The following is a 26,153-nucleotide window of genomic DNA, read 5'->3' as shown; positions in this document are numbered from 1 at the left end:
TAGTAATACGGACCTTTATTTTTTTCTGTTGGCAATATATACTCCCAAAATAATAACTCCTGCTGCTAGTACCTGATAAAAAGAAAATTCCTCTCCATCTAATAATCCCCACATTAATGCTACAATCGGTATCGTATACGTAACAGAAGTGGCAAAAACAGGACTGCTAATTTGCACCAACTTATTAAACAATACTTTTGCTATTCCAGTACCTACAACGGCAAGAATAGAAATATATATCAAACTTGTATGTACTTCTGGGCTCTGAATTACTTTAGTTTCAAAGAAATCGGAATAATATAAAACGATTAAAGAAGGAATAACCAATACAATAAAATTACCATTAGCAATTGCCATTGGCGAAATCTGTTGCATATATCGTTTGATAATGTTCACATTAGTAGCATAACAAACTGATGAACATAGTACCAAACCTGCATACCAATAATTCTGGTTCGGGTTTACAGAAGCTCCTTCGAATATAAGCGCCAAACAACCTATTAATCCAATAATGACTCCAATAAGTTGATTTCTACTAAATCGAATAGAAAATAGGAGTACTCCTAATATTAATGTCACTAAAGGAGTTGTAGAGTTAAGAACAGATGCAATACCACTGTCTATTTCCGTTTCAGCAAAAGCAAAAAGAAATGCTGGAATAAATGTTCCTAAAAACCCAGAAATTACTATCCATTTCCATTCTTCCTTTTTGATGGTTTTCATACTTCGAAAACCTATCAAGAACAAAAATACCGCTGCAAACAATGTTCTCAATGCTCCTAATTGCAAAGGTGTTAGGCCAATCAAAGATTTCTTGATTAGAATAAAAGAGCTACCCCATACAAGCGATAATATCGCCAGATATATCCATTTAAGCTTTGTTTGTTGCATTGGTAATTAATAAGCTGCAAAAATCAATAAAATAAATAAGCAATAATTGGGAAATTAGAAAAATTAACGAACGTTTAGCGTTATTCTTTCCACTGCACAGTCTCCATAAAATGAATCACATCATTTCTTAGATATTTAACCGCTGGCAGAATAGAATCATAGTTAGGTTTTACTTTAAAATAAACAGAACCGGACACAAAATTCCGAACACTATCTGTTAAGTAAAACTGGCAAGAAGAGGCTGCATTACCCGTTACTTCATATATTCTTCCATAGACTTTTTTTTCAGGATACACAAAATCCTTTGGCTGTATCGCATCTGCTTTTATAAAGTGTTCTTGAGTAAGATTTTGCGCATCTCTTAACAACGAATCCAGATTTTTATCGATGTTATAGTAAGACAAATAGATCGTCGCTTTTAACTGTGGATATTCTATATTATACCAACATTCTTTTTGATTCCTTGCTTTTTGGAAACTTGCAATGCTATTTTTCTCAAATGAATAGGAGCAGTCTAATGATGCTTGTTCATACTTGGGAGAAGGATACGATAAACGCAACATTGCTTTTGGTTTTGGCAATGTATCACCTCCACAAGAATATAGCACACTAAAAGTTATAGCGGTCAAAAATATGTATATCCTACTCTTCTTCATTAATGGTTAATTTTATCCTTTTAATCCGTTTGTTATCTAAAGATTCTATTTTAAAAACATATTGTTGCAGTGTGATCATATCATTTCGTTTTGGAAAACTACCTGAAATTTCTAATAACAATCCTGCAACTGTTTCAGCATCTCCTTTTTTATTTTCAAAAATAGTATTGTCTTCTAACTTTAAGACTTTGTAAAAATCTTTTAAAGAGGTCCTTCCTTCAAAAACATAATTACGATCATCCAGCTTAGAAAAAACCAGATCTTCATCATCAAACTCGTCACTAATATCACCTACTATTTCTTCAATAATATCTTCTAAAGAAATTAATCCACTGGTGCCGCCATATTCATCTACCACAATTGCCAAATGATTCTTTTTATTCTTAAAATCGTTTAGCAAATCATCTAACTTTTTATTTTCAGGAACAAAATATGGATCCCTTACCAGACTAACCCAATCAAAGTTTTTTTGATTGATATAAGGTAACAAATCTTTTACATACAAAATTCCGATTACCTTATCGATACTTTCTTCATAAACTGGAATGCGAGAATATCCTTGTGCTATGATCTCAGGCATCACCTCTGCATATTTCCTGTCTTTATTTAATGCAAAAATATCGATCCTCGGTTTCATTACCTGTTTTGTATCAGTATTACCAAAGGATACAATCCCTTCTAGGATTTTCTTTTCTTCGGAAGTAGTATCTGTATCAGAAGTTAATTCTAAGGCTTGCGATAACTGATCCACACTAATATTGGATTTTTGCTTACCTAATTTATTATGAATTCGCATCGTAACACTGCGCATTGGCAAACTAATAGGTATAATAACCCAATCCAGAAATCGCAATGGGCGCGCCATAAAATTTGCAAATTTCACCTTGTTTCTACTCGCATATATTTTTGGTAATATTTCTCCAAACAATAAGATTAAAAAGGCTACCAAAATCACTTCCACCACAAATCTAACATCGATCCACATTGCCCAAGGAATTATAAGATCATCAAGACCTTTAAAATAAACTTCTCCTAAAGCATCAAAAAGTAGCACAATGGCGATATTAATAAAGTTATTAGCCACCAAAATGGTAGCCAACAATTTTTTGGGTTTACTGAGTAATTTCGAAATAATTTTTTGGTGTACTGTTTCTTCTTCGCCTTCTGTTTTTAGGTCTGAAGGAGTTAACGAAAACAGTGAGACCTCACTACCAGAAATTAGGGCAGAACATATTAATAGCATCACAAGAACAATCAGATTGATTGCCTGCATAGAGTCGAAAGTTGCTAAAACAATAAATAACGGTTCAGGATCAGGATCCAAATTATAGCAGTTTAGTTAAACATATTAAAACGGAAGATCATCTTCTTCCATATCTGATGGTGAAGATGAAACCGATTGTGGTGTACTAACTGATGGAGTATTACCCATAGTTGGTTGTTGTTTTTCTGGAACTATTTCAGCGTGCTGACCTTCAGTTTTAGGAGTTAAAAATGTAAAATCGGTACACTGTATTTCGGTACTATATCGATCTTTTCCTTGTTCGTCTTGCCATTTTCTGGTTTTAAGACGTCCTTCAATATATACCTTATCTCCTTTTTTTAAATACTTTTCGCAGATCTCTGCAGCTTTATTACGTACCACAATATTATGCCACTCTGTAGAAGTAACTCTTTCTCCTGTGGTTTTATTTACATAAGAATCATTAGTTGCCAGTGGAAATCTACCAATACAGTTCCCTCCTTCAAAATAATGCATCTTCACTTCATCACCTGTATGGCCAATCAGCATTACCTTATTCAACGTTCCAGACATACTCTTTATTATTAGTTATAGTAAATGTAATAAAAAAGCATCATACCTTAAAAAAGGAATCTATAAAATTACCTAATAATATAGGAACGGGATATTCTTTGATTTCATCAATAGGCACCAACTTAGATCCTTCATCTATTTTAGGGATTTCATCTGTCCTTATTATATAGAATCTTGTGTACAGATGTTGGTGTGATAGTTTATGGACGGTAAACTCTTCTTTATAAACAGAAATGTCATAAGAAACCTCTCCAACAATATCTTTTACAATTGAATGCTTTGTGATATATTCCAGATCCACATCCTTATCGCTTTCTATAAGTGGAAATTCATATAAATTTTGCCATATACCTTTACCTGTTCTTTGTCTTATAATAGTCTGTCGATCGTTTACCGAGAAAATCAAATAATTAAAATAGCGCTTCTTAACTTTGAGTTTTTTCAATTTCACTGGCAAAGAGGTAACTGTTCCTTTTTGTAAAGATTCACAACTTTCATTTAAAGGACACACTATACAATAAGGATTTTGTGGTTTACATTGTAGCGCCCCAAATTCCATGATTGCCTGATTGTAGGTTGCCGGTTGTTCTGGATCAATAACCTGAATAGCCATTTTTTTAAACTCCTTAATTCCTTCAGTACTATTAATAGGAGTGCTAATATTAAAGTACCTAGATAAAACTCTGTATACATTTCCATCTACTACAGGTACCACTTCATCATAACATATAGAAGCAATAGCACTTGCCGTATAATCACCAACACCTTTTAATTGCAATAAATCTTTATATGAAGTTGGGAAAACACCGTTAAGATCATTGGCTACATACTTTGCAGTAGTGTGTAAATTTCTTGCTCTGGAATAATACCCTAAACCTTGCCATAATTTTAGCACTTGTTCCTCATCTGCATCTGCTAAATCAAAAACAGTTGGATATTGCTCTGTAAAAGCCAAATAATAAGGTAATCCTTGAGCAACTCGAGTCTGTTGCAAGATAATTTCGCTCAACCAAATGCGATATGGATCGGTAGTTTCTCGCCAAGGCATTGATCTTTTGTTTTGTAAGTACCACGAAATGAGTTTTTTAGAAAAAATCATAAGAAAATCATAAGTTTTGCAAAATTAAACCTTTAAAAGATGATAATTTCATCTTAAGTATTGATATTTTGGATTTTAAATTGCTATATTTGCCCCCTTGAAAATTTAAAAACCCCTAAATAGGTAATATAATGACTAAAGCAGATATTGTAGCAAAAATTTCAGAAAAATTAGGAATTGAAAAAGGAGATGTTCAGGCAACTGTTGAAACATTCATGGAAGAAGTAAAGAGTTCTTTAGAGAGTGGAGACAACGTTTACTTAAGAGGATTTGGAAGCTTCATCATCAAAACGAGAGCTGAAAAAACTGGACGTAACATTTCTAAAAACACTACAATCAAAATACCTGCACACAATATTCCTGCATTTAAGCCAGCGAAAGTATTTGTAGAAGGTGTGAAAACTAACGTAGAAGTTAAGTAAAAAATTAATAATCAATAAATTGACACACTATGCCAAGTGGTAAAAAACGTAAAAGACACAAGGTAGCTACGCACAAGCGTAAAAAAAGAAGAAGAGCTAATCGCCATAAGAAAAAGTAGTTTTCTAACTACTTTTTCTGGTATTAAGAATGTTCTTTGAAATCGAAATAGAGTTTCTTATATCACTACCTTTATAAGACTTTGTTTCAACGGAATTATTAAAAATTCCTGTGAAAAAATTTGTTTAATCCATTCGCCTCGGCGAATAAAAATCTAATCAGAGTGAACAAAGAATTGATCATTAGATCTGGTTCCTCTACAGATTTTGCCTTATTAAAGGATGGAAAACTAATTGAATTACATAAGGAAGAAGACGACAGTAATTTTTCGGTAGGTGATATTTTTATTGCCAAAATTCGTAAAGCTGTTCCAGGTCTAAACGCTGCATTTGTAAATGTAGGATATGAAAAAGATGCATTCTTGCATTATCATGATCTGGGTCCTCAAGTATCTTCTTTATTAAAATTCATTAAACGTGTAAGCACAGGTAAAGTAAAAGATTATTCTCTTAAGAATTTTTCTTTTGAGAACGATATTGATAAACACGGAGTTATAACCGACGTGTTAAAGTCAAATCAATCGCTATTGGTACAAATAGTAAAAGAACCTATTTCTACAAAAGGCCCTCGAATTAGTTCAGAACTTTCGATTGCTGGTAGATATATTGTTTTAGTACCTTTTTCTAACCGAGTTTCTATTTCTCAAAAAATAGAATCTTCAGAAGAAAAAGAACGTCTGAAAAGACTTGTTAAAAGTATTAAACCAAAAGGATTCGGAATTATTGTCCGTACTGTAGCGGAAGGCAAAAAAGTAGCAGAGCTAGATAGAGATTTGCAAAACTTGATGGACCGATGGGAGTCTATGTGTAAGAAATTATACAAAGCACACCATCCATCAAAAATTTTAGGTGAAATGAATCGAGCATCTTCGATATTAAGAGATGTTTTTAATGATACCTTCACCTCTATTGTTGTAGATGAACAAGATCTCTACAACCAAATTAAGGAGTATCTGCAAGAAATTGCACCAAAAAAAGAATCAATTGTAAAGTTACACACGTCTAAAGTACCTGTTTTTGAGAAATATGGTATCGAAAGACAAATTAAAACCAGTTTTGGTAAAACGGTATCCATGAGTAAGGGAGCCTATTTGGTAATTGAACACACTGAAGCAATGCATGTTATTGACGTAAACAGTGGTAACCGATCTAATAAAGCCAAAAACCAAGAAGACACTGCACTAGAAGTCAACCTAATCAGTGCAACCGAAGTTGCTCGCCAACTACGTCTAAGAGATATGGGAGGTATTATCGTAGTCGATTTTATAGATATGAATAATGCCGATAACCGCAGAACACTCTTCAACCACTTACGAGAAGAGATGAAAGACGACAGGGCGAAGCATAAAATTTTACCGCCAAGTAAGTTTGGCTTGATTCAAATTACGCGACAACGCGTTCGACCAGAAATGAATATCAAAACCCGTGAGGAAAATCCTAACGGAGGAAATGGCGAAGTTGAGGCGCCCATAGTTTTAGTAGATAAAATAAAGGTCGATTTAGAAAAATTAATTAAAAAAGATCATAAAAAGATAACGCTAAGCACGCATCCTTTTATTGCAGCTTTTTTAACTAAAGGATTTCCATCCGCCCGATCCAAATGGTTTTTTGACCATAAACGATGGGTAAAAATTATACCTAGAGACGCTTACACGTATTTAGAATATCATTTCCATGATCAAGATGGAGAAGTGATAAAATAAATAATCCAAACCCAGTTTACTATAGTAGGCTGGGTTTTTTTATACACTTTGTTTAGATATTCGTAGCGAATACAATTAACCTATTGCTGAGGGCTGAGGTTCTCGAAGCCCAACACCCAACTCCTGACACTTAAAAACCCTCTCCAAAAAAATATTTCAAAAAAATCCAAAAATCATGGTAACACTTACTCTATAAATGACACATAGTAATACAGGGGAGTTTTCTTTCAAACATTCTCCTAAAGAAAAACAAAAAAAGTATAGTAAATAAATCAGTGAATTTTATGAGAAACATTGTAAAGTGTCTCACACTCTTTTTGATGGTAGTGAGATTTGGGTATGCGCAATTAGTAGATGATGGCAACGCTTCTTCGGCATTTGATTACAGTGCAGAATTAGCAAGAAACATATCCATTCCTAATGCACCAGAAGCAGAAGCTTTTGTAAAATACGGAGATATTCCCTTAAATCATTTCACCGGTACTCCTTCTATTTCAGTACCTATCTGTCAAGTAGCTGGTAAACGTTTTTCGCTTCCTATCAGTATGACTTATGATGCCTCAGGAATCAAAGTCAATCAATTAGCTACCAATGTAGGATTGGGTTGGAACCTGAATTACGGAGGTGTCGTTTCCAGACAAGTTCAAGGATTACCAGATCAATCTTCTGGGTCTTATGTACATATCACAAATCCATCTACAAGAGATGCATTAGAAGTATTGTATAACAGTCCACAGATGACTAGTTATGATAATTTACAAGATTTGGCGCTGGCAGAATCCTTCATGGAGAATTACAACCTCAATAATATCGATACACAAGCGGATACGTTTAGCTTTTCGATTAATGGCTTATCCGGCACGATTGCTATCAATTATGATGTTACTGAAAACGGAAAATATCAAGTGTTCTGTATCGAAGATCCTACTATAAAAATTGATTACACTATTACTGGAACCACTCAACCAGAAATTACCTCTTGGATCCTTACTGATACCCAAGGAACTATCTATACGTTTGCTAAAAAAGAATATACCGAAAGCCAATATAGTACTTCTCAGAATGAATATGTCTCAGAATATGTATCCTCTTGGTATATTTCTGATATCAAGACAGCAGATACAGAAGATCATATCACATTTGCATATGATGCCGGACAATATTACACTCAGGAAGTGCCTCTTCCCGTACAAACTATGCAAGAAATCTATTATCATCCTGTAGTAAATAATACTAGATATTCTTCTGAAATAAGTCAGCATAGTCAAACACTCTACAAAATAAAACAGTTCAATCTTTTAGCAATCTATCATAATAACAAACAAATTGTAGCACTACAACATGCGCTTTCCAGACAAGATTTACCAGGAAGATCAGCTATTACCGGCATAGACGTATTCAATACCGTGGGACAAAGGATAAAAGATTTTGACTTTAACTATTCTTACTTTACTGCTACCACTAATGGAAGTAGTTTTGGAAATAAACGTTTAAAATTAGATGAGATTAGAGAAGTAAATGCTGTGGATAACACTCAAGATAAAGTACATAGTTTTGAATATCACAATCCTAACAGCTTACCTCATATTGCCAGTGGAGGCGCTGATCTATGGGGATATCAGAACGGAAGTAATAGCAATAGTATTGTTGATTATTACAACGCGAAAGCTTTAGGTAATTCTATAAAATACAATGAACAATACGGAATCTCACCTGTAGATTTAAGCTATTCTGGAGCAAATCGTTCTGCTCTTCTCTCTAGTGCAATCAATGGAACCTTGAAAAAGATTACCTATCCTACTGGTGGAAGTAGCACATTTACCTATGGATTGCACCAAGGACCAAAACTACAAGGAGCAAATGGAACTTTCACTAATTACTTTAGTGTGCAAGGAGGTAGTAACAGTCACGTTACCGAAGATGTTGCTACTTGTAATAATGATGATCTTGGACAATTTTACAATTTACAAAATGCAGTAAAAGAAGGTTTTACCATTGATGATAACAATAAGAACAAGCCTATCGTATTTGATATTGAGTATACAAGCAACAATGGTGGTGTCAACAATAATGAAGTTCGGTTTATAGCAATTTATAAATCTAGATTTGGAACGGGATGTGAAACCAGATTATGTCCAGATAGTGGATTACAACCCAATGGATGTTCTATTAGGGTACCGAATGACACTTATGAATATTGTGATAATGGATTTCCCGCCAAATCTTATTGTGAGCTTATTGGAATGGGACCTAATCATCCTGATGTGATGTATATGTCTTCCAATCCAGGAGCAGATGTTACGCTAACACTTCCCAAAGGAGATTATAGAGTTTTAATGGTAAATGGAAGACCTGATTCTTCTTTAAGAATCACCTATAGCCTGATTAGAGAAAATGCCGTTCCTATAAAAAACGAAGTCGGTGGGTTACGATTATTAAAAACCGAAAGCAGACCAAATAGCAGTGCAACTCCTATTACCAATTATTATTATTATGATACCATTGCCGAAGATCAAGCTGTAACATTAGATATGATGAATAATCAAACTACATCTTCTGGAATCATTCATCAAAAGCTTGTTTTTTCTAAAAAGCAAAAACATACAGGAAGATTTTCTCGTGTAAATCCATTAGGCTGTGGTGGAGGATCAAACTTAGGAGGTGGATCTAGTACCGAATATGTAGATGGAGACATTTTCACCTTTTATAGTAGTAATCTGGCTCCTAAAACCAAACATAATATTACCTATTCGAATGTATCTGAAGTTCGCTTTAGAGGAACCATATATGAAGGACATACTACCTATACATTTTATAATCAGGATGAAGGATTTACACAAGAAAACAGACCCTTTTATACAAGATATCATCTCAATGGGAAAGTAAAAACAACAACCCATTATAATGATCAGAAAAGCATAGTTCAGCAAACTACACAAAACTATACACAACAAGCACTTGACACAAATATGCCATTAAATGGACTATTTATGATGCCTGTGGATATTTATCACAAAGCTTGCGTGACAACACAATCAAGTCAAGGTAATTACTCATTACTTGTATATGGAATAACCGGTGAGGCTAGTTGTAATCTTTATCCTTGCGTAGGAGGTGTTGTAAAACCAATGAACACCTATTTCGCCAATAATTATCGTTTCACTCCTGTATGGACACGATTGGAAGAAACTATCGACAAGCAGTTTTTTGATGATCAAATTCTAGAGAAGAAAACCAATTACTTCTATGATAATGCTACTCATAAACAACTCACCAGAACAGAGACGATTCAAAATAATGGAGAGATCACCATCTCTAAATTGTATTATCCACAAGATAGATCGCAGTTAGGAACCTTAAGTACTAATGCTAATAAAGCCATTGATAAGATGATCACTACCCATCGTATCGGGATGCCTTTGCAAGTAGAGGCTTATTCCAAACGAGGAAGTACAACTTCTTTACTTTCTAAACAACGAACCGATTATCGATTGTGGGGAAATGCAAAAAAGATATTTCCAGAGTTTGTATAYACGGCCAAAGGAACAGCAGCTCTTGAAAAACGAATGCAATACCATAACTATGACACCTATGGAAATCCTTTAGAAGTCTCACAAACTGATGGCACACATTCGATATACATCTGGGGGTATAATGAGCTATATCCAATTGCCAAAATTGATAATGCTACCTATAGTGGAATGCCTGGAGATGTGACCAGCCTGATCAACACGATAAGAGCTGGTTCTAATACCGAAAACACCCTTGGAGAAGAAAACACTATGAGAGGGCAGTTCGAAACGCTGCGAACTAAACCATTCTTTGCTAATGGACAAATGAGTTATTATATCTATGACCCAATGGTAGGTGTAAAAAGTATGACAGATCCTCGTGGATATACCATGTTCTATGAATATGATACCCTGAATCGATTGTCTAAAGTAAAAGATCAGGATGGAAATATCCTTTCAGAGAATACATACAATTATAAAAACAATTAATACAGAACACAACATGAAGACATTACAAAATTTGATGACTGTAGTTGCTGTATTAGTAGCTACCATAACAAGCGCACAGACAACATCAGAAAATTATGTACAAACCACCGCTTATCAAACCGAAGTGCAAGACGGACAACAATCACAGGTATTAGAAAGTGATAAGATAGTATCGGTAAACTATTTTGATGGATTAGGAAGAGCCAAACAATCTGTAGCCGTAAGAGCTGGTGGACAACAACAAAATACCAATATTTTAGATTGGACGGATGACTGGAAAACAGGTTCAGGATCCACACCTTTGTTTAATCAAAACGGACAAACTTCTGAAAACCAACGAATATTTGGAACCAATCCGTTTGGAGAACAATCCCTTTTATGGAGATGTGGTAATGACAGTAATAATGATGCCGATGGTGGTTGGAATACGGACTATATTGCTGTAGATAAAAATGTAGCCTATCGCTATACGGTGTGGGTAAAACGTACCGGATCGCAAAATGGTAATACGTATCATGGTACACAAAATGTAAATAATCTAAGTGGTACTGCTAATAACAATCCTTACTTTTGGCATGGTGATATGCCGAATCTTAATCAGTGGTATTTATTAGTAGGTATCATACATCCATATACCTATACAGGTAGTAACTCTGGAATGAGTGGAGTATATGATATCAATGGAAATAAAGTAAAATCAGGAAATGACTATAAATGGAGAAATAACACTATAAACTCTCGATTTAGAAGTTATCTATACTATGCTACAGATACTGGAACACGCCAATATTTTTGGAATCCTGTATTGACAAAAATTGATGGAAATGGAGAGCCTATTATAGAACTATTGGAACAAACCAAACCTAAAGATATCATTACTCATTATGAGTATGATACCTATGGTAGGAAAGCCAAAGAGTATTTACCCTATGCATCTGATGATACCCAAAATGGAGCGATCTATACCAATCCATTAACAGAACTGAATGCGTTTTACAATACACCAAAGTATCAAAATACTCCTAATCCGTATTCAGAAACAATTTTTGAAGCTTCTCCTTTGAGTAGACCTTTAAAACAAGCAGCACCAGGATTGGATTGGCAAGCGAAAATATCTGGAGATGACCATACCATCAAACTGGATAGAACTTTAAATATAGCTGCTGATAATGTTGTCTATTTTAAAGTGAATTATACTAGTGGAAACACCTTAGTGCCAACTTTACAAAAGGTAGGAAATTATCCAGCAAATGAACTTTTTGTATCGATCACTAAAGATGAGAACTGGAGCTCAAGTGATGGTAATAATCATACTACAAAAGAATATACAGATAAACGTGGAAGAGTCATTTTAAAAAGAACCTACAATAGTAATGTCGAGCATGACACCTATTATGTGTATGATGATTTTGGAAATCTGTCCTATGTATTCCCTCCTAAGGTGACAGTAGACAATGGAATATCGGGTACAGAACTCAATGAACTGGGATATCAGTACAGATATGATCAAAGAAACCGATTGGTAGAAAAGAAAATACCTGGAATGGGTTGGGAGTATATTGTATACAACAAACTGGATCAACCAGTGATGACGCAAGATGCTAATCAGAGAGCAAAATCTCCTAAAGAATGGCTGTTTACCAAATATGATGCTTTTGGAAGAGTGGCCTATACAGGTATTATAAAAAATAATAGCTCAAGAGCAGCGCAACAAACTTCTGCAGATACTAATACTACCTACACTCAATTTGAAAATAGACAGACTGGTAATAGCACTTTAGCAGGAACAACACTTTATTACAGTAATAATGCTATCCCAAGGTTTATAGATCAGATTTTAACCATCAATTATTATGACAACTATACTTTTGATAGAGACGGGTTAAGCAAACCTGCTAGTGTATATGGAGTAGCCACTACCAATACCACCAAAGGATTAGTTACAGGATCTAAAGTACGCATACTAGGAACAGATCAATGGATCACTACAGTGATGGCTTATGATGCTAAAGGACAAGTGATATGGACTGGTAATCGTAATGATTATTTGAATACTACGGATATTACAGAGAGCTTATTAGATTTTACTGGAAAACCAATCAAAGTAAAAACCACACATACTAAGGGAAGTAATGCTGCTATTGTCACTACTGATACCTTTACCTATGATCATATGGGAAGAGTATTAACCCAAAAACAACAAATTGGTTCGCATCCTGAAGAGCTGATTGTACAAAACAATTATGATGAGCTTGGGCAGTTAGAAAGTAAAAAAGTAGGAAATGCAGAACAGGCACCATTACAAACCGTGGATTACAAATACAATGTACGTGGATGGCTTACCGATATCAATGATGTGAATAGTATTGGAGACGATCTGTTTACTTTTAAGATTAGTTATAATAAACCAACTGTTGCCGGCATTGGAGTACCAGCGTTATTTAATGGAAACATTAGTGAAACTCAATGGAAAACCAAAAATGACAATACCAAAAGAGCCTATGGGTATTTGTATGACAATCTAAACCGATTAAAAATCAGTCGATTTACTGACAATATGAATGCTTACACTGGACAATACAATACAACCTATGTTTATGATAAAATGGGGAATATGTTAACGCTCTTAAGAAATACAACCAATGGAGTAGGATCATATAACCAAATCGATAATCTAAGCTATAGTTATTCTTCATCAAGTAATAAATTATTAAGAGTAACTGATAATAATTCATCTACCCTAGGGTTTTATGATGGTAATAAAACAGGTAATGACTATGCATACGATGTAAACGGGAACATGACCATCGACCGTAATAAGGGAATTACTGGGATTAGCTATAATCATTTAAACTTACCAACATCGGTAGCAATAAATGATCAGGTACGATCCAACGTGGGAAATATTAGCTATATTTACGACGCTACTGGAGTCAAACAAAAAAAGATTGTCTCTGGTGGAAGTTCTTTAACAACAGAATATGCTGGTAACTATATCTATGAAAATGGACAGTTACAATTTATGAGCACCACTGAAGGATATGTAGAACCGATATTTGCGGGCAATGGCGTGGCAATCTCATCCTTTGACTACATCTACCAATACAAAGACCATTTAGGAAATATCAGACTATCCTATTCTGATAAGAATAATGATGGTAATATTGTTGTGATTCCGGGATCAGCAGCAAGTGAAATCTTAGAAGAAAACAACTATTATCCTTTTGGGTTAAAACATAAGGGGTATAATAGTCTGGTCACAGATAGCAATAAAGCGTTAGATTTTAAATACAATGGTGTTGAGCTGGAAGAATCCTTAGGATTGAATCTCTATGAGATGCCTCTTCGCCAATATGATCCGACTATAGCCAGATGGACAGGGATTGATCCTGTTACACATCATTCTTTATCACCCTATAATGCTTTTGATAATAATCCTGTATTCTGGGCTGACCCAAGTGGAGCGAACTCTGAAGACTTAATAAATGATATTTGGAATAATTCTAGTAGTGGCTCAACTACTTGGACAAATACTGGAAATGGTAGTTTCTCTGATGGCAATGGCAATACAGTAACTGACAATAGTAATAGTGGAGATTCTTCCAACGGAAGCAGTGAAGGAGGTATTCTAAATGCTGATGGTACTTGCTGTGCAAATAGTGGATCAGCTAATTCTGTAGAACACAGAACGACTTTAGCTCGTCGAGCTCATATTGAAAGTCTAAGTGATGAAGAACGGGAAGCTTATCTTGAAAAAGAAAAAGATTTTTACATAGCAATAGGAGCTTTAGCTATTCCTATTGGAGGTGCTATAAGAGTTATTTTTAGGGGAGGAAAATGGATTGTTACATTGGCTAGAGGAGGAAAATTAGTAACAACGACAGTATCTTCCTCTAGATTTGTGAAATTACTTAAACCTGTTAGTGAATTTGACGAGGCTGTAACACTTTTTAGAGGAACAACAGGGTCAGAAGCAGGTTCTTTGTCATTATTTTTAACTGATAATGCTGCTGTTGCAGCTACTTATGTTAAAAATGGTGGACAGGTAGTATCATATAGAGTATCTCAATACGCTTTAAAATTTTTAGAACAATCAGGATCTTTAAATAGATTTAAAGGTATACACAAAGCTACGGGAGCAGTTAATAATGAATTTCAATTCATTGGAAAAGAACTGGTTGAAGCATTAAATAAATTAGCAAATCCATTAAAATAGATGATTTTAAGTAATAAACGTGACAAAGCTTGCTGTACTAAATTGAAAGGTTTGTATGATGTAAGTTCTGAATCAGGAATAAATTTTAGAGTTATTAAAAACTCTAGCGAATTTATTGAAGAAAGTAAAAACAGAGGTTTTCCTATTGAAAACGATAAACTAAAATATGTCCTTACGGATGGTTATTCAGGAAGACTATCTTCCGAAGAATCCAAATTGTTATTTATAGAATATTGTCCTTTTTGTGGAAAAAAATTGAGTAAGATTTTTAAAGATGATTCTCAGATTAATGAAAAGAACCACGAATGGTAATATATCCAGCTCTTCGAAGAGTGATGCTCTGCGATAGTTTTTAACTTCGCAGCGGTATAAGTAAGAATGTAAAGTTTGCAACTTCGTAGCTGTAAAAACACAAATAAAAACAAGAACCAGTTACACCAACTTGTAACTGGTTTTTATGTCAAACTTAATAATAATCATTAATAACCCGGCTCTCCGAAGAGTGATGCTCTGCGATAGTTTTTAACTCCCCAGCTCTTCGAAGAGTGATGCTCTGCGATAGTTTTTAACTTCGCAGCAGTATGAGTAAGAATGTAAAAGAGAACACGAAGTTTGCAACTTCGTAGCTGTAAAAACATAAATAAAAACAAGAACCAGTTACATGAGCTTGTAACTGGTTTTTATGTCAAACTTAATAATAATCATTAATAATCCTTCGAAGTTCTAAATAAGCTCTGCGAATGTCTTCGACTTCGCAGCATTACTTGCACTTCGTAAAACAGTTATTTATTAGTATATTCATTTAATGCAAACAGATGGCTACAAAATAAGAGATCAATCAAAAGCTCACTTTATAACATTTACTGTATTTGATTGGGTAGATATTTTTACAAGAAAAAGATATAAAGATACTATTATAGAGAGTCTACAATATTGTATTGAATATAAAGGAATGGTTCTTTTTGGATATGTAATAATGAGTAACCATATTCATATGATTATTCAGAGTAATCAAAATGATCTTTCCGGATTAATTAGAGATTTTAAAAAACATACGGCAAAAGTAATTATCAAACAGATACAATCAGAACCTGAAAGCAGAAGAGAATGGATGTTGAACATTTTTAAAAAAGCTACGAACACTCATAATCGCAATAAAGAATTTCAGTTTTGGAAATATGGAAATCACCCTGAAGAAATTTACAGTCAAAAATTCTTATGGTCTAAACTGGATTATATTCATTTAAATCCTGTTAGATCTGGAATCGTAAGCAAAGCTTCATATTATAATTATTCTAGTGCTTCCAACTATGTAAATGGAAACGGCATCATAGAAATTACATTAACCGATGTACCTATTGTTAGTATTAATAGCGATCATAACTTTTGGAAAAGTATTTCATGGTGATCCTTCGAAGTTGCAAACTTCGAAGAGCAAAATGCCACTAGTTACAAACTAGCGATAGCGAAAAAAAAGCAAACAATTTATCTGGATATTTATAAAATAATTTATGAAAAATATTTTATACCTACTCGTCATAGGGAGTTTACTTTCTATCAGTTGTACTAAAACTTCAAATACGAAAGAGTATACCTGTTCTTTTGAGGGAGAACCTCAAGATATTAAGCATTTTCTAGGCCTAGAAGAAGGCGTTAAAAATAAAGATATACGGATGCAACGATTTGCAAATCAATATATGTTTACCAATAAGGAAGAACCTCTGATGATATATGGATTTGATGAAACCACAAATATCTTTGAAACCCTTAAATTAAATGCAATTTCAACACAATTAAAAAGAGACAGAAAGTATAAGATGCAGATATTGGATTCAACTGATAGAGGTTTTCAATTAAAAATAACATCTGGAGATAAAACTTTTACTCCAATGAAAGGTAAATCTATTATAATAGATTGTTTTAATAATCCTTCGAAGTTTGTGGCTTCGAGGAATAAGGATAGTAAAAATAGATGTCAGGAATATCTAAGTGAATTAAAATTTTTAAAAGAATATCATAACAATACTAAAGACACTACTTATTTAATCACAAACATTAATACTAAAATAGATTCGATTGAAGCCTTAACAGGTATAAAAGCAGTTAATCAAGGTGATTGGGCTGGCAAACATGAAGTCATAATAAAGACATCAAAGCTTGGGAAGATTGGTTTAAAGAGAATTGTAAACAATAAAAATCACTAGTTATAAACTAAGCAATCCTTCGAAGTTACAAACTTCGAAGAGTAAATTCTATCACAAAAAATGAGTAAAGTAGTAATTAAAGAGAATAGGTTGATTTTTGATGGCACTACAAAAGAAGGTTCTGTTTTTTTCGCCAAAAGAAATTTGAATTACCCTTAGATGAAATAAAAGTGATAGGAGTAAAATTTGGGATGTTTCTTGATGATGAATACGCGATCATTGTTATCATTTCTAAAACAAACAAAAAGTTCTTTTTACACCTTAATTGTATTGAAACAAAGACAATGGAAGCTTTAAACATCAAATTCGACATTGATTTATTGCATGCTGCTTCCGAATATTTTGAACACGAAGTTCATCAATTCCGAAGTGAAATTTTATATCCAATAAAATTAGCTGGGAGATCTATTTTTAAAGACAAAAATCTTATTACAGGATTGTATTTAATGTTTGGCAAACTATTTTTACAATTGCATTATGCCGATGGTTTATTAACAAGAGATATAAAAAAGATCCTCTAACGCCCTATAAATCCTAGTTAATTGAAACGTGCAATTTATAATTAGAAAGTCCAAAAGGTTTTCAACTTTGCATTCATATGGACAGAGGACGTAGAAATTAATAACCAGCTACTACTAACTGTAGCTGGTTATTAAAAAATCTAAACAAATGTGTTTAACACATTTATACTTCCTACAAACAATTAACAAYTACTTTTTAGGCTTTTGATTCTAATCAAAAGCGAGAATATCTATTTCCTAATTTGAAAACATATGAAACAAGAACAACAGTTGTTATATAAGGTCATGCGTAATTTTGAAGGCATGCAAAAAATTGAAGTCTTTGATTTATTACACAGAATAGAAGTTTTATTATTTTATGCTAAGAGCCCTTTACAAGCCGAGCATTTAAAAAGAATTATCAATTCGGATTTTGATGAGGAAAAAGAAATAGATCCTTTTGGATTTACTATTCTACCCAACGGCAATTTTTGTGAATTTGAAGGTTCTAATAGTTGGATACATATTTACAAAGAAACTAAAAGAGGTATTAACAAGTTAAGTCCATTTACCTCTTACTATTTTAAGACAAAATATGCTCCGCTTGAGCTGTTAAAACTAACCAAGAAAAATTTATTGGAGAATGTGCAAAATACACCTCACCAATCTATAATAACCGAATTTTTAAATAAACATAAAATATCAAAAAAAGATGCGATAGGAAATATACTGCTATTGGGATTATAAAAGCATACAAAACAACAACTTAAAAAGCACTATGAATATATAAATACAATAAAGGGGAAAACAACTAAAACACACAATCATCTATGGAACCTATGGATATATTCTATCAGATCCTGCATGAAGATCTGAATCCATTGACCAGCCAAACAAATCAAAAATCAGTTCAGGAATACTCAAAAAACCTATATAAAAACAATGAAAAAGAGAATCTAAAAACGGATAAAGGCACATTCGATTTCTATGAAGATCTATTACCGCTACCGCTAGTTTGTAACTAGTGGCCCCGCTACAAGAGTAAACCCACAAGATGGAAGTTTAGATTTTAGCCAAGGGTCTCCTACCGYAAAAGTAGTTGTACCAATAAATAATCCTAATAAATACAAGGTTATAAAGAAAAAATGAATAGTAATATTAAAATCGTAATCTCTTTTTTATTTCTAGTGCCTTCTTTGTTTTTTTCTCAAGAATGCAAATTAATAAATGAAAAGAAGATAGGTGAAACACTATTAGATAGTGTATTTCATTATCCAAAYAAACAAATGGAATTAGTGGCAAATGAATTTAGAAAACATTCTAATAATACAGATTATCAGTTTCTATATTATCGAAATACAGGAGAAGAAAATTTGACTTATTTCGAAGTTCKAAATGATAGTACAAAAATCATTAATAGTAACGGTTTTAATGTTATTATCAATAATTACAATCGAAATAAAATTGAAATTGATAAGAATTTAGATAAAATGTCTCTAGACTCAAAGGTCTATGAACAATCTTGTCCCAAAGATTATTTTCTTATTGGRGGACAAATAATAGAGCAAATCTGGATAAAAAAGAATGAAAAGCTAAGTTTTGTATATTTTGGGACAAAAGATCCAATTATGCAAATGAAAGATGAAAATAATATTAGAGAATTAAAGAATTTATTAAAAATAATATTTTATAAATGGGATGACGAATGGGGCTACCGCTAGTTTGCCCCGCTACCGCTAGTTTGTAACTAGTGGCGTCAAAGATTAGCACGGATCAAAATAAACAATAAAAAAGAAGACAAAAAGCTATGCCAGATAGGTATAGCTTTTTGTATTTTGTTACTGTCTCGTCCTGAAATAGCGTTACATTAAACCCAACTCTCCGAAGAGTGATGCTCTGCGATAGTTTTTAACTTCGCAGCGGTATGAGTAAGAATATAAAAGAGAAAACCAAGTTTGCAACTTCGTAGCTGTAAAAACATAAATAAAAACAAGAACCAGTTACACCAACTTGTAACTGGTTTTTTTATGCCTACCAAAAAAATTACAGACTCACACTCCTTCAAAATTAAAAACTTCGAAGAGCAACATGAAATACGACAATGAGGATTTTATTGCATTTGCAAAGAATAATTTAAGGGAATTTTCCAAAAATCAATCGCAAAAAATTACACTAATCGCAAAAACAGAGAGGAAAACATAGAGAAACACAAACGTCTGAAATAAAAATCTCATAAATACATAAAAACACACTATAAAATACTAAAAACGAATACCCTTACGTTAGCAGTCATACAAATCATTACTAAGCTTAACTAAAATGAAAAAAAACTACATCCTATTCTTGATGGCAATGGTATTGTCATCGGGAATCGCTATTTCCCAAGAAAATTGTCAAGGTAACTGGCTAAGCGTAAGTGGGAACAAATTATTGGACTCTAATGGAAATGAAGTAATCTTGGCTGGTGTGAACTGGTTCGGATTTGAAACACAACTTAGTAGTTTCCATGGTATTTGGTCTAGAGATCACAAAAGTGTATTACAACAAGCCAAAGATTTAGGTTTCAACTGTTTTAGAATTCCTTGGCATAATATGATGCTAAGAGATGGCGCTTCCATAAATATAAATTCTTATGGAACTGATCCCTACACAGGTGTATCACCAATGAACGAGGAAGAAGCAAACTACACGACTCCTTTAGAATTATTAGACAGAGCCATCGAATGGTGTCAAGAAAATGATATGAAAGTCATTCTTGATTGTCATTCTAGAAATCCTGATGCCTACTTAGTAGAAAAATTATGGTACACAGATAATGTTCCAGAACAACAATGGATTGATGATTGGGTATTTATTGCAGATCGTTATAAAGATTATGATGCTGTAATCGGAATGGATATTAACAATGAACCTAACGGTAAAATTGACAATCCTGAAGGAGCCAGATGGGGAACTAACGATGAATTCGACTGGAGATTAGCAGCTGAAAAGTGTGGTAATGCCATCCTAGAAGTGAACCCTAATGTCTTGATTATGGTTGAAGGAATTGAAGCCTATAGAAAACCGGACGGAGAAGTTACCTCATATTGGTGGGGAGGAAATCTTCAGGGAGCAAGAGATTTTCCTGTAAGATTATCGAATCCAGAAAAATTAATGTATTCTCCTCATGAATACGGCCCTACAGTTTTTGATCAAGAATGGTTCTCTGCACCTGATTTTCCTGATAATATGCCAGGTATTTGGGAAGAACAATTCAATTTTCTTAATACGAATGGAACATCTCCTCTATTAGTTGGGGAGCTCGGAATTAAAGGGCAAGGTGGAAAAGATGAAATTTGGTTCCAAAAGTTTATTGATTATATCAAAGAGGAAAAATTACATTTTACATTTTGGGCGTTAAATCCAAACTCTGGAGATACTGGTGGTATTCTGGATAATGACTGGACCACAGTAGTACAATGGAAAATGGATTATTTGCAACCTATTTTATCCGATCCAATACCTAACTGTTCTGGATCTGTACTAAGCGTTGATGAAGTATCTGAAATTTCGTTTAGAATGTTTCCAAATCCAGCTTCTGAGCAACTGAATTTTAATTTTAAACCGGGAAGTATACAATCCATCAAGATTTATGATTTAAATGGAAGAAAAATAGATATGATAGGCAATGAGGTTTTATCTTCCGATAGTTATAGCTATGATATTTCTAAGCTAACAGCTGGAGTATACCTTTCTGAAGTTACTACTTCCAATTCAAAAGAAGTATTTACCAAGAAAATTGTTATTCAGTAATCAGCAATAACAAATTACTATATTTTAATAAGCGGTTTATTAATAAAATAAACCGCTTTTTTATGTCAAAATCAAATTTCAAAAGCATTTACAAACGATTACAATGGATTATTGTATCTTGCTGATCAAATAGGAATTGTATGCAAAAGGACTGTCTAGAATGTGGTGCAAAAATTGTTGGTAGAGCAGATAAAAAATTCTGTAGTGACTATTGTAGAAATGCTTTTAACAACAAACTCAATAAAGACAGTAAAAATCTGGTAAGAAACATCAACAATCGCCTTAGAAAGAATTATAGAATTCTTGAAGAACTAAATCCAAAAGAAAAAACAAAAACGACTAAATCCCGCTTAATTTCTAAAGGTTTTGATTTTCAATTTTTTACAAGTATCTACACTACCAAAGCAGGAACTATTTATTACTTTGTATATGATCAAGGATATCTTCCCTTAGAAAATGAATACTATGCACTTGTAAAAAGAAATAATTGATATGATTGCTCTTCATTTTTTACAGGTGGACATAGGAAAAGGAGGTATCTTTTTTATTTTTCTTTCGATTTTCTTAATTGTAATCATGTTAACCCAGATATACAGCAAGAAGAATAAGATGTTACGAAAGTTAAAAGAGCATTCTTTTAAAAGGATCCAACTATGTAAGGATAATGAATATATAAAAGTAAAAGGTAAGGCCTTCCCTATTGGCGAACCACTGCTATCTCCTATTGGAAAAAGAAAATGTTTATACTATAAAATTCAGGTAGAAGAAAAAAGAAGTAACGGAAAAAGTAGTTCATGGAGAACTATCATTAAAGAGGAAAAATTTCAAAACTTTATGATCGAAAACGAAGGAGATAAAGCTATCGTTATGGCAGAAACACCAAAGCTCGATAAAACTACATATCTTAACCAAGATGTAGCGTATACTTCAGGAACATGGAACGATGCTCCTGAGTTTTTAGAAAAATATTTAGCATCTCATGGTAGAAAAAGCACTGGATTTCTTGGCTTTAACAAAAGCCTTCGTTATAAAGAAGGTATTATAGAAATAGGTGAGCAAATCACAGTGTTAGGCGTAGGAAATTGGAAGGAATCTGATCATAATTTTGATAGATACTCTTCAAAAAGTCTACACATATCCGGAAACAGACAACAAAAACTTATAATTACCGATCTACTGAAAGCTTTAAACCCTAAAAAATCCAGATAACTGTTATAAATCTCTCCAATGTTGGCTATTCATTTTTAAGGCTGCCTTCATTACATCTTTTTGACTGATTTGACCAACCAATTTACCATCTTCTATGATTGGAAAACGTCTTCTTTTGGTTTCTAAAAATTTATTAGCCGCATCAAAAATGCTAATATTACCATCTATGGTTTCTACATTCTTAGCCATAAATCTTTCTACCTGAGCATCATCAATAGGCATGTTATAATAACGACTTTCATTTAATTGCTTTATACAATCACCTTCAGAAATAATACCTAACAATTCGTTTCGTTCATTGACTACAGGACCACCAGAAATTTTATTTTTTACTAAGGTTTCCATTACCTCTAAAACTGACTGTTTTGGAGAAAAAGTAATCAAATTTCTGGTCATATAATCTGATACCCTAATTGGTGTATTGTCTTGCTTTTTAACTTTGGTTCTCGCGCCCTGAAAACTTATAATTCCCATAATTATAGTGATTTAGTGAATCTTAAATATAGTCATTTTGAATTAGTTATTCAATACCATTTTAACATTTACACCTATAAAATCTTATTTTATTGCCTTTTTACAAATAAATTATGCAACAAAAATTGGGTTTTTACTAAAAAAACAATACTTACAAGAACAATCTGAAAAAAATAGTATCAAAATTGGGGAAATAAGAACTAAATTGATAAAAATAAAGATGTTTTCAATTATTTAAATCAACTATCTTTTACATTACAAAAATCTAAACATCAAATATTTACATTAAGTTACAACTCTTAATTCTAATTTTTCATTTAAGAAGACATTTCTTCGTTCATCATAATCTTGGAAGCCATAATCCCATAGTAGCTGCAAAAATTCCGACCCCAGTCGCAATAGTTGCTACAAATAAGAACAAGGACATACTCAATTGTTCTAATGCTATTTTTCTATCCTTTACCCTAAAATAAGTTTCAAGAATCATTAATGGAATGACATATTGACCAAACCCTAAAAAAGTAATAAACGGTCCTCTAAACGTCTCCGCGTCAAAACCTACTGGCTTCCCATGAATAAATAACCACAACATCAAACCAATTCTAAAGAACCAAACACCATTTACCGCAAGAAACAATCGCAATACCCATCGTTTATGCACTAAAAATTTCTTCTGTAGTGCAGTACGCCAAGCTAATACCGCGAATATCATCATGAGAACTCCATTAAAGCTTACACTTACATCACCAATCCATCCAGTAACAGCACCTTTGGATAATATCATATAAATTCCACTAAAACCAGCTATAAATGTGGTAACAATATATATCTTTCCGTTCCATCGATGAAAAGATCGAGCCTTTGTTCTAATTTTATCGATAAACTGCAATGGTCCACCTATGATAATAATTACCGCAAACAATAGATGAATACCTACTACAATATTACTAATAGTTGCTCCTTCTGTATAGCCATGAGGCAACACTTCATTCCATTTCTGAAAATCTCCATCCATCGCTGCAGTTCCATAAAATGTGGTTACGTAATATGCAAAGATCCATTGACCAAGTACTGCAATGACAAACCAAAATTGAGAAACCAGAACTAATATTTTTTGTGATTTTATTGTTTTATTTTCTTTAGCATATGTTGTATTCATAATTTTAAATTTTAATAATGTGATTGATGAAATTCATATTCTAGAATGATCGTTCTAGTAGAATTTGAAAAGATTTTTGATATAAGTTTTGTAAACATATATCCATGGAATCACCAAGAGGTCTATTGGAATTCCAATGGCAAATGGCTTTAAAAAACCATCAAAAGCTTCAGGAAGATTTCCAGATGACCATAATGGAACGTAAATTCCAAAAAAGAAAATGGATTTATAGAAAAGCTGTAATAACAATAAGGGTAGCATCTTTAATGGATATCTTATTCCTAATCCCATGAGTAAAGCATACGCTGCCCAAAAACTATAGGTAATACCATCATAAGGCCCCCATTGCTCATTTGGATTGAGTATTTCAGACCAAGAACTATATCCCAAGGTTACAAATGTAAGTAGATATAATCCTTTCATAAGGTAGCATCTAAACTTGGATATACTTATACTATCGAAGTTCTTTACAGACAATTCTTTCATATTGGTATTCGCATTCATGATAACAATTGTATTAGTATGTCTGTAAATCAACTTCATTTAATACTAATAGGAAAAAGACTTTGATTACATAACGGAAAGATTTGACAACCAACAAAAATGATTCTTTTACGGTCCTATTTTCCTAATAAGCGTTTAATAAAAACCTGTTATACCTAATAAGTAACATTTGATCAAAAAAAAGCTTCATTTGATAAATCAGAAAAGGAATTTGATTGGTTTTTTATATATTAAAACCATGTTATTCTTTAAAGACATAAAACAACACTGGTTTTTTACTTATAAAATCTATCATTTCCCCTTTTGGGCATTCTATTTCTTTTCTTGGGGCGTAATAGAGCTTAGCTTACCGATAGCTTATAAAGCAATGTTTTTCTCTCCTAGATATGTGATATTCTTATTTTATGTAGTCATACATACGTTAGCAAATTATTTTAATCTATATGTATTATTGCCAAAATATCTTTATAAGGGAAAACTAACAACATATATTCTATCACTTGTTTCATGGATTGCTGTTGTAAGTTGTGTCATGTTTGGTTGTTATTTTCTGAGTGCCTTCATCATTGGTGAATCTTTAGACTATTTTTGTGTCTTTAATGAAGAAAAAGGAGAAACGTATTTTCATACGCTGACTTCACAAATATTACCAGCAACTTCTGGAACTATGCTACTTGGTTTATGTATAAAACTTGCCAAAAATTCATTAATAGCTCAGAAAAAGCAACAGTTATTAGAGAATGAAAAGTTAGCCACCGAACTTAAATTCTTAAAACATCAGTTTAATCCTCATTTTTTGTTCAATACCATCAATTCTATTTTCTTTTTAATTCATAAAGCTCCAGGAGAAGCTTCAGAGGCTTTAGCTAATTTTTCGGATTTACTTCGATACCAATTATATGAATGTAATGAACAGTTAATTCCTATTGATCAAGAGCTTAATTATCTGGAAAATTTCGTTGCCTTAGAAAAGCTACGAAGAAATAAGAACCTAAAGATTGATCTTTCTGTACATCTTTCTAACAAAAAACCTTTAGGAATCGCTCCTTTTATTCTGGTTACCTTTGTAGAAAATGCATTTAAGCATGTATCTAACTCTAAAGAAATGCTTAACTGGATTGAAATAAAAGTGGAAGTAGACGATAATAATTGCCTACATTTTGATGTAACTAATAGTATCGAAACCAAAAGTGATTTCAATACTAATCTGACTTATGGAGGAATTGGTTTGGAAAATGTATCTAGAAGATTGGATTTGATATATTCAAAAAACTATGATCTAAAAATTGATCATCAAAAAACACGATTTAGTGTTGCGCTAAAAATCACCTTAGAAGAATTGGTTCTTAAAGATCAAATCTCACAAGAAAGAAATATGGTTTCATAAAAA

At 33.0% G+C, this 26,153-nt stretch carries 23 protein-coding genes; 15 read left to right on the top strand and 8 right to left on the bottom strand.

The window, feature by feature from the left end; translation table 11 throughout:
- Window positions 1–15 precede the first annotated feature (15 nt).
- The 5 genes from GBO31_RS07005 to mutY form a co-directional block, all read right to left on the bottom strand.
- Window positions 16–891 (bottom strand): DMT family transporter, encoded by an 876-nt coding sequence (locus GBO31_RS07005; RefSeq protein ID WP_219007619.1) that lies wholly within the window; start codon window positions 889–891, stop codon window positions 16–18.
- Window positions 892–971: 80 nt separating this feature from the next.
- Window positions 972–1,547 carry a gliding motility lipoprotein GldD gene (gene gldD, locus GBO31_RS07000; RefSeq protein ID WP_219007618.1) on the bottom strand — a complete coding sequence of 192 codons (576 nt, stop codon included), beginning with the start codon at window positions 1,545–1,547 and terminating at the stop codon, window positions 972–974.
- On the bottom strand, window positions 1,534–2,871 hold the full coding sequence (locus GBO31_RS06995; RefSeq protein ID WP_246615792.1) for a gliding motility-associated protein GldE: 1,338 nt from the start codon (window positions 2,869–2,871) through the stop codon (window positions 1,534–1,536). The genes gldD and GBO31_RS06995 overlap by 14 nt, the downstream gene beginning before the upstream one ends.
- Window positions 2,872–2,895: 24 nt before the next feature.
- Window positions 2,896–3,363: a single-stranded DNA-binding protein gene (locus GBO31_RS06990; protein WP_219007617.1), complete on the bottom strand. Its 468-nt coding sequence runs from the start codon at window positions 3,361–3,363 to the stop codon at window positions 2,896–2,898.
- Window positions 3,364–3,403: 40 nt separating this feature from the next.
- Window positions 3,404–4,462: an A/G-specific adenine glycosylase gene (gene mutY, locus GBO31_RS06985; protein ID WP_219007616.1), complete on the bottom strand. Its 1,059-nt coding sequence runs from the start codon at window positions 4,460–4,462 to the stop codon at window positions 3,404–3,406.
- 131 nt (window positions 4,463–4,593) lie between these two features.
- On the opposite strand from mutY, the gene GBO31_RS06980 reads away from it, so the two are divergent.
- The 14 genes from GBO31_RS06980 (at window position 4,594) to GBO31_RS06915 (ending at window position 22,626) form a co-directional block, all read left to right on the top strand.
- Entirely contained in the window at window positions 4,594–4,884 is a 291-nt protein-coding gene (locus GBO31_RS06980) for an HU family DNA-binding protein (protein ID WP_024768281.1), read from the top strand.
- 281 nt (window positions 4,885–5,165) lie between these two features.
- A complete protein-coding gene (locus GBO31_RS06975) occupies window positions 5,166–6,704 on the top strand; it encodes an Rne/Rng family ribonuclease (protein WP_219007615.1) in 1,539 nt (512 codons plus the stop codon).
- Between the two features lie 284 nt (window positions 6,705–6,988).
- Window positions 6,989–10,705, top strand: a complete 3,717-nt coding sequence (locus GBO31_RS06970) for a hypothetical protein (protein ID WP_219007614.1) — start codon at window positions 6,989–6,991, stop codon at window positions 10,703–10,705.
- A 13-nt stretch (window positions 10,706–10,718) separates the two neighbouring features.
- Window positions 10,719–14,921: a DUF6443 domain-containing protein gene (locus GBO31_RS06965; protein ID WP_219007613.1), complete on the top strand. Its 4,203-nt coding sequence runs from the start codon at window positions 10,719–10,721 to the stop codon at window positions 14,919–14,921.
- Entirely contained in the window at window positions 14,922–15,233 is a 312-nt protein-coding gene (locus GBO31_RS06960; RefSeq protein ID WP_219007612.1) for a hypothetical protein, read from the top strand.
- A 493-nt stretch (window positions 15,234–15,726) separates the two neighbouring features.
- A complete protein-coding gene (locus tag GBO31_RS06955) occupies window positions 15,727–16,329 on the top strand; it encodes an REP-associated tyrosine transposase (RefSeq protein ID WP_219007611.1) in 603 nt (200 codons plus the stop codon).
- 103 nt (window positions 16,330–16,432) lie between these two features.
- Entirely contained in the window at window positions 16,433–17,125 is a 693-nt protein-coding gene (locus GBO31_RS06950; RefSeq protein WP_219007610.1) for a hypothetical protein, read from the top strand.
- Between the two features lie 170 nt (window positions 17,126–17,295).
- Window positions 17,296–17,646: a hypothetical protein gene (locus GBO31_RS06945; RefSeq protein ID WP_219007609.1), complete on the top strand. Its 351-nt coding sequence runs from the start codon at window positions 17,296–17,298 to the stop codon at window positions 17,644–17,646.
- 252 nt (window positions 17,647–17,898) lie between these two features.
- Window positions 17,899–18,372, top strand: coding sequence for a hypothetical protein (locus tag GBO31_RS06940; protein WP_219007608.1), 474 nt, complete (start codon window positions 17,899–17,901; stop codon window positions 18,370–18,372).
- 83 nt (window positions 18,373–18,455) lie between these two features.
- The gene (locus tag GBO31_RS06935; protein ID WP_219007607.1) at window positions 18,456–18,650 is read left to right on the top strand and encodes a hypothetical protein; all 195 of its coding nucleotides are present in this window, start codon (window positions 18,456–18,458) and stop codon (window positions 18,648–18,650) included.
- 120 nt (window positions 18,651–18,770) lie between these two features.
- Complete coding sequence (locus tag GBO31_RS06930; protein WP_219007606.1) at window positions 18,771–19,346, top strand: hypothetical protein; 576 nt, start codon at window positions 18,771–18,773, stop codon at window positions 19,344–19,346.
- 598 nt (window positions 19,347–19,944) lie between these two features.
- Complete coding sequence (locus tag GBO31_RS06925) at window positions 19,945–21,417, top strand: cellulase family glycosylhydrolase (RefSeq protein ID WP_219007605.1); 1,473 nt, start codon at window positions 19,945–19,947, stop codon at window positions 21,415–21,417.
- A 140-nt stretch (window positions 21,418–21,557) separates the two neighbouring features.
- Window positions 21,558–21,908, top strand: a complete 351-nt coding sequence (locus GBO31_RS06920; protein WP_219007604.1) for a hypothetical protein — start codon at window positions 21,558–21,560, stop codon at window positions 21,906–21,908.
- A 118-nt stretch (window positions 21,909–22,026) separates the two neighbouring features.
- The gene (locus GBO31_RS06915) at window positions 22,027–22,626 is read left to right on the top strand and encodes an E3 ubiquitin ligase family protein (RefSeq protein ID WP_219007603.1); all 600 of its coding nucleotides are present in this window, start codon (window positions 22,027–22,029) and stop codon (window positions 22,624–22,626) included.
- Between the two features lie 3 nt (window positions 22,627–22,629).
- Here GBO31_RS06915 and GBO31_RS06910 read toward each other — a convergent pair whose 3' ends face one another.
- The 3 genes from GBO31_RS06910 to GBO31_RS06900 form a co-directional block, all read right to left on the bottom strand.
- Window positions 22,630–23,100: a CBS domain-containing protein gene (locus GBO31_RS06910; protein ID WP_219007602.1), complete on the bottom strand. Its 471-nt coding sequence runs from the start codon at window positions 23,098–23,100 to the stop codon at window positions 22,630–22,632.
- Window positions 23,101–23,440: 340 nt separating this feature from the next.
- On the bottom strand, window positions 23,441–24,259 hold the full coding sequence (locus GBO31_RS06905) for a DUF2306 domain-containing protein (RefSeq protein WP_219007601.1): 819 nt from the start codon (window positions 24,257–24,259) through the stop codon (window positions 23,441–23,443).
- 54 nt (window positions 24,260–24,313) lie between these two features.
- On the bottom strand, window positions 24,314–24,802 hold the full coding sequence (locus GBO31_RS06900) for a hypothetical protein (RefSeq protein WP_219007600.1): 489 nt from the start codon (window positions 24,800–24,802) through the stop codon (window positions 24,314–24,316).
- Between the two features lie 199 nt (window positions 24,803–25,001).
- Between GBO31_RS06900 and GBO31_RS06895 the strand changes: the two genes are divergently transcribed.
- The gene (locus GBO31_RS06895) at window positions 25,002–26,150 is read left to right on the top strand and encodes a sensor histidine kinase (protein ID WP_219007599.1); all 1,149 of its coding nucleotides are present in this window, start codon (window positions 25,002–25,004) and stop codon (window positions 26,148–26,150) included.
- The last annotated feature ends 3 nt before the right edge of the window (window positions 26,151–26,153 follow it).

The sequence above is a fragment of the Aquimarina litoralis genome (genome assembly GCF_019295435.1).
In the GTDB taxonomy this organism is placed as follows: domain Bacteria; phylum Bacteroidota; class Bacteroidia; order Flavobacteriales; family Flavobacteriaceae; genus Aquimarina; species Aquimarina litoralis_A.
Note: the sequence above shows the minus strand (reverse complement) of the source record. Positions and strands in the feature narration are given on the sequence as shown.

What these genes read in the sequence shown, in the direction of transcription:
- GBO31_RS06965 (WP_219007613.1), top strand. Translation starts at nt 10,719, where the DNA reads ATGAAGACATTACAAAATTTGATGACTGTAGTTGCTGTATTAGTAGCT.
- GBO31_RS06990 (WP_219007617.1), bottom strand. Translation starts at nt 3,363, where the DNA reads ATGTCTGGAACGTTGAATAAGGTAATGCTGATTGGCCATACAGGTGAT.
- GBO31_RS06895 (WP_219007599.1), top strand. Translation starts at nt 25,002, where the DNA reads ATGTTATTCTTTAAAGACATAAAACAACACTGGTTTTTTACTTATAAA.
- GBO31_RS06920 (WP_219007604.1), top strand. Translation starts at nt 21,558, where the DNA reads ATGCAAAAGGACTGTCTAGAATGTGGTGCAAAAATTGTTGGTAGAGCA.
- GBO31_RS06900 (WP_219007600.1), bottom strand. Translation starts at nt 24,802, where the DNA reads ATGAAGTTGATTTACAGACATACTAATACAATTGTTATCATGAATGCG.
- gldD (WP_219007618.1), bottom strand. Translation starts at nt 1,547, where the DNA reads ATGAAGAAGAGTAGGATATACATATTTTTGACCGCTATAACTTTTAGT.
- GBO31_RS06980 (WP_024768281.1), top strand. Translation starts at nt 4,594, where the DNA reads ATGACTAAAGCAGATATTGTAGCAAAAATTTCAGAAAAATTAGGAATT.
- GBO31_RS06950 (WP_219007610.1), top strand. Translation starts at nt 16,433, where the DNA reads ATGAAAAATATTTTATACCTACTCGTCATAGGGAGTTTACTTTCTATC.
- mutY (WP_219007616.1), bottom strand. Translation starts at nt 4,462, where the DNA reads ATGATTTTTTCTAAAAAACTCATTTCGTGGTACTTACAAAACAAAAGA.
- GBO31_RS06910 (WP_219007602.1), bottom strand. Translation starts at nt 23,100, where the DNA reads ATGGGAATTATAAGTTTTCAGGGCGCGAGAACCAAAGTTAAAAAGCAA.
- GBO31_RS07005 (WP_219007619.1), bottom strand. Translation starts at nt 891, where the DNA reads ATGCAACAAACAAAGCTTAAATGGATATATCTGGCGATATTATCGCTT.
- GBO31_RS06925 (WP_219007605.1), top strand. Translation starts at nt 19,945, where the DNA reads ATGAAAAAAAACTACATCCTATTCTTGATGGCAATGGTATTGTCATCG.
- GBO31_RS06940 (WP_219007608.1), top strand. Translation starts at nt 17,899, where the DNA reads ATGAAACAAGAACAACAGTTGTTATATAAGGTCATGCGTAATTTTGAA.
- GBO31_RS06905 (WP_219007601.1), bottom strand. Translation starts at nt 24,259, where the DNA reads ATGAATACAACATATGCTAAAGAAAATAAAACAATAAAATCACAAAAA.
- GBO31_RS06915 (WP_219007603.1), top strand. Translation starts at nt 22,027, where the DNA reads ATGTTACGAAAGTTAAAAGAGCATTCTTTTAAAAGGATCCAACTATGT.
- GBO31_RS06960 (WP_219007612.1), top strand. Translation starts at nt 14,922, where the DNA reads ATGATTTTAAGTAATAAACGTGACAAAGCTTGCTGTACTAAATTGAAA.
- GBO31_RS06935 (WP_219007607.1), top strand. Translation starts at nt 18,456, where the DNA reads ATGGAACCTATGGATATATTCTATCAGATCCTGCATGAAGATCTGAAT.
- GBO31_RS06955 (WP_219007611.1), top strand. Translation starts at nt 15,727, where the DNA reads ATGCAAACAGATGGCTACAAAATAAGAGATCAATCAAAAGCTCACTTT.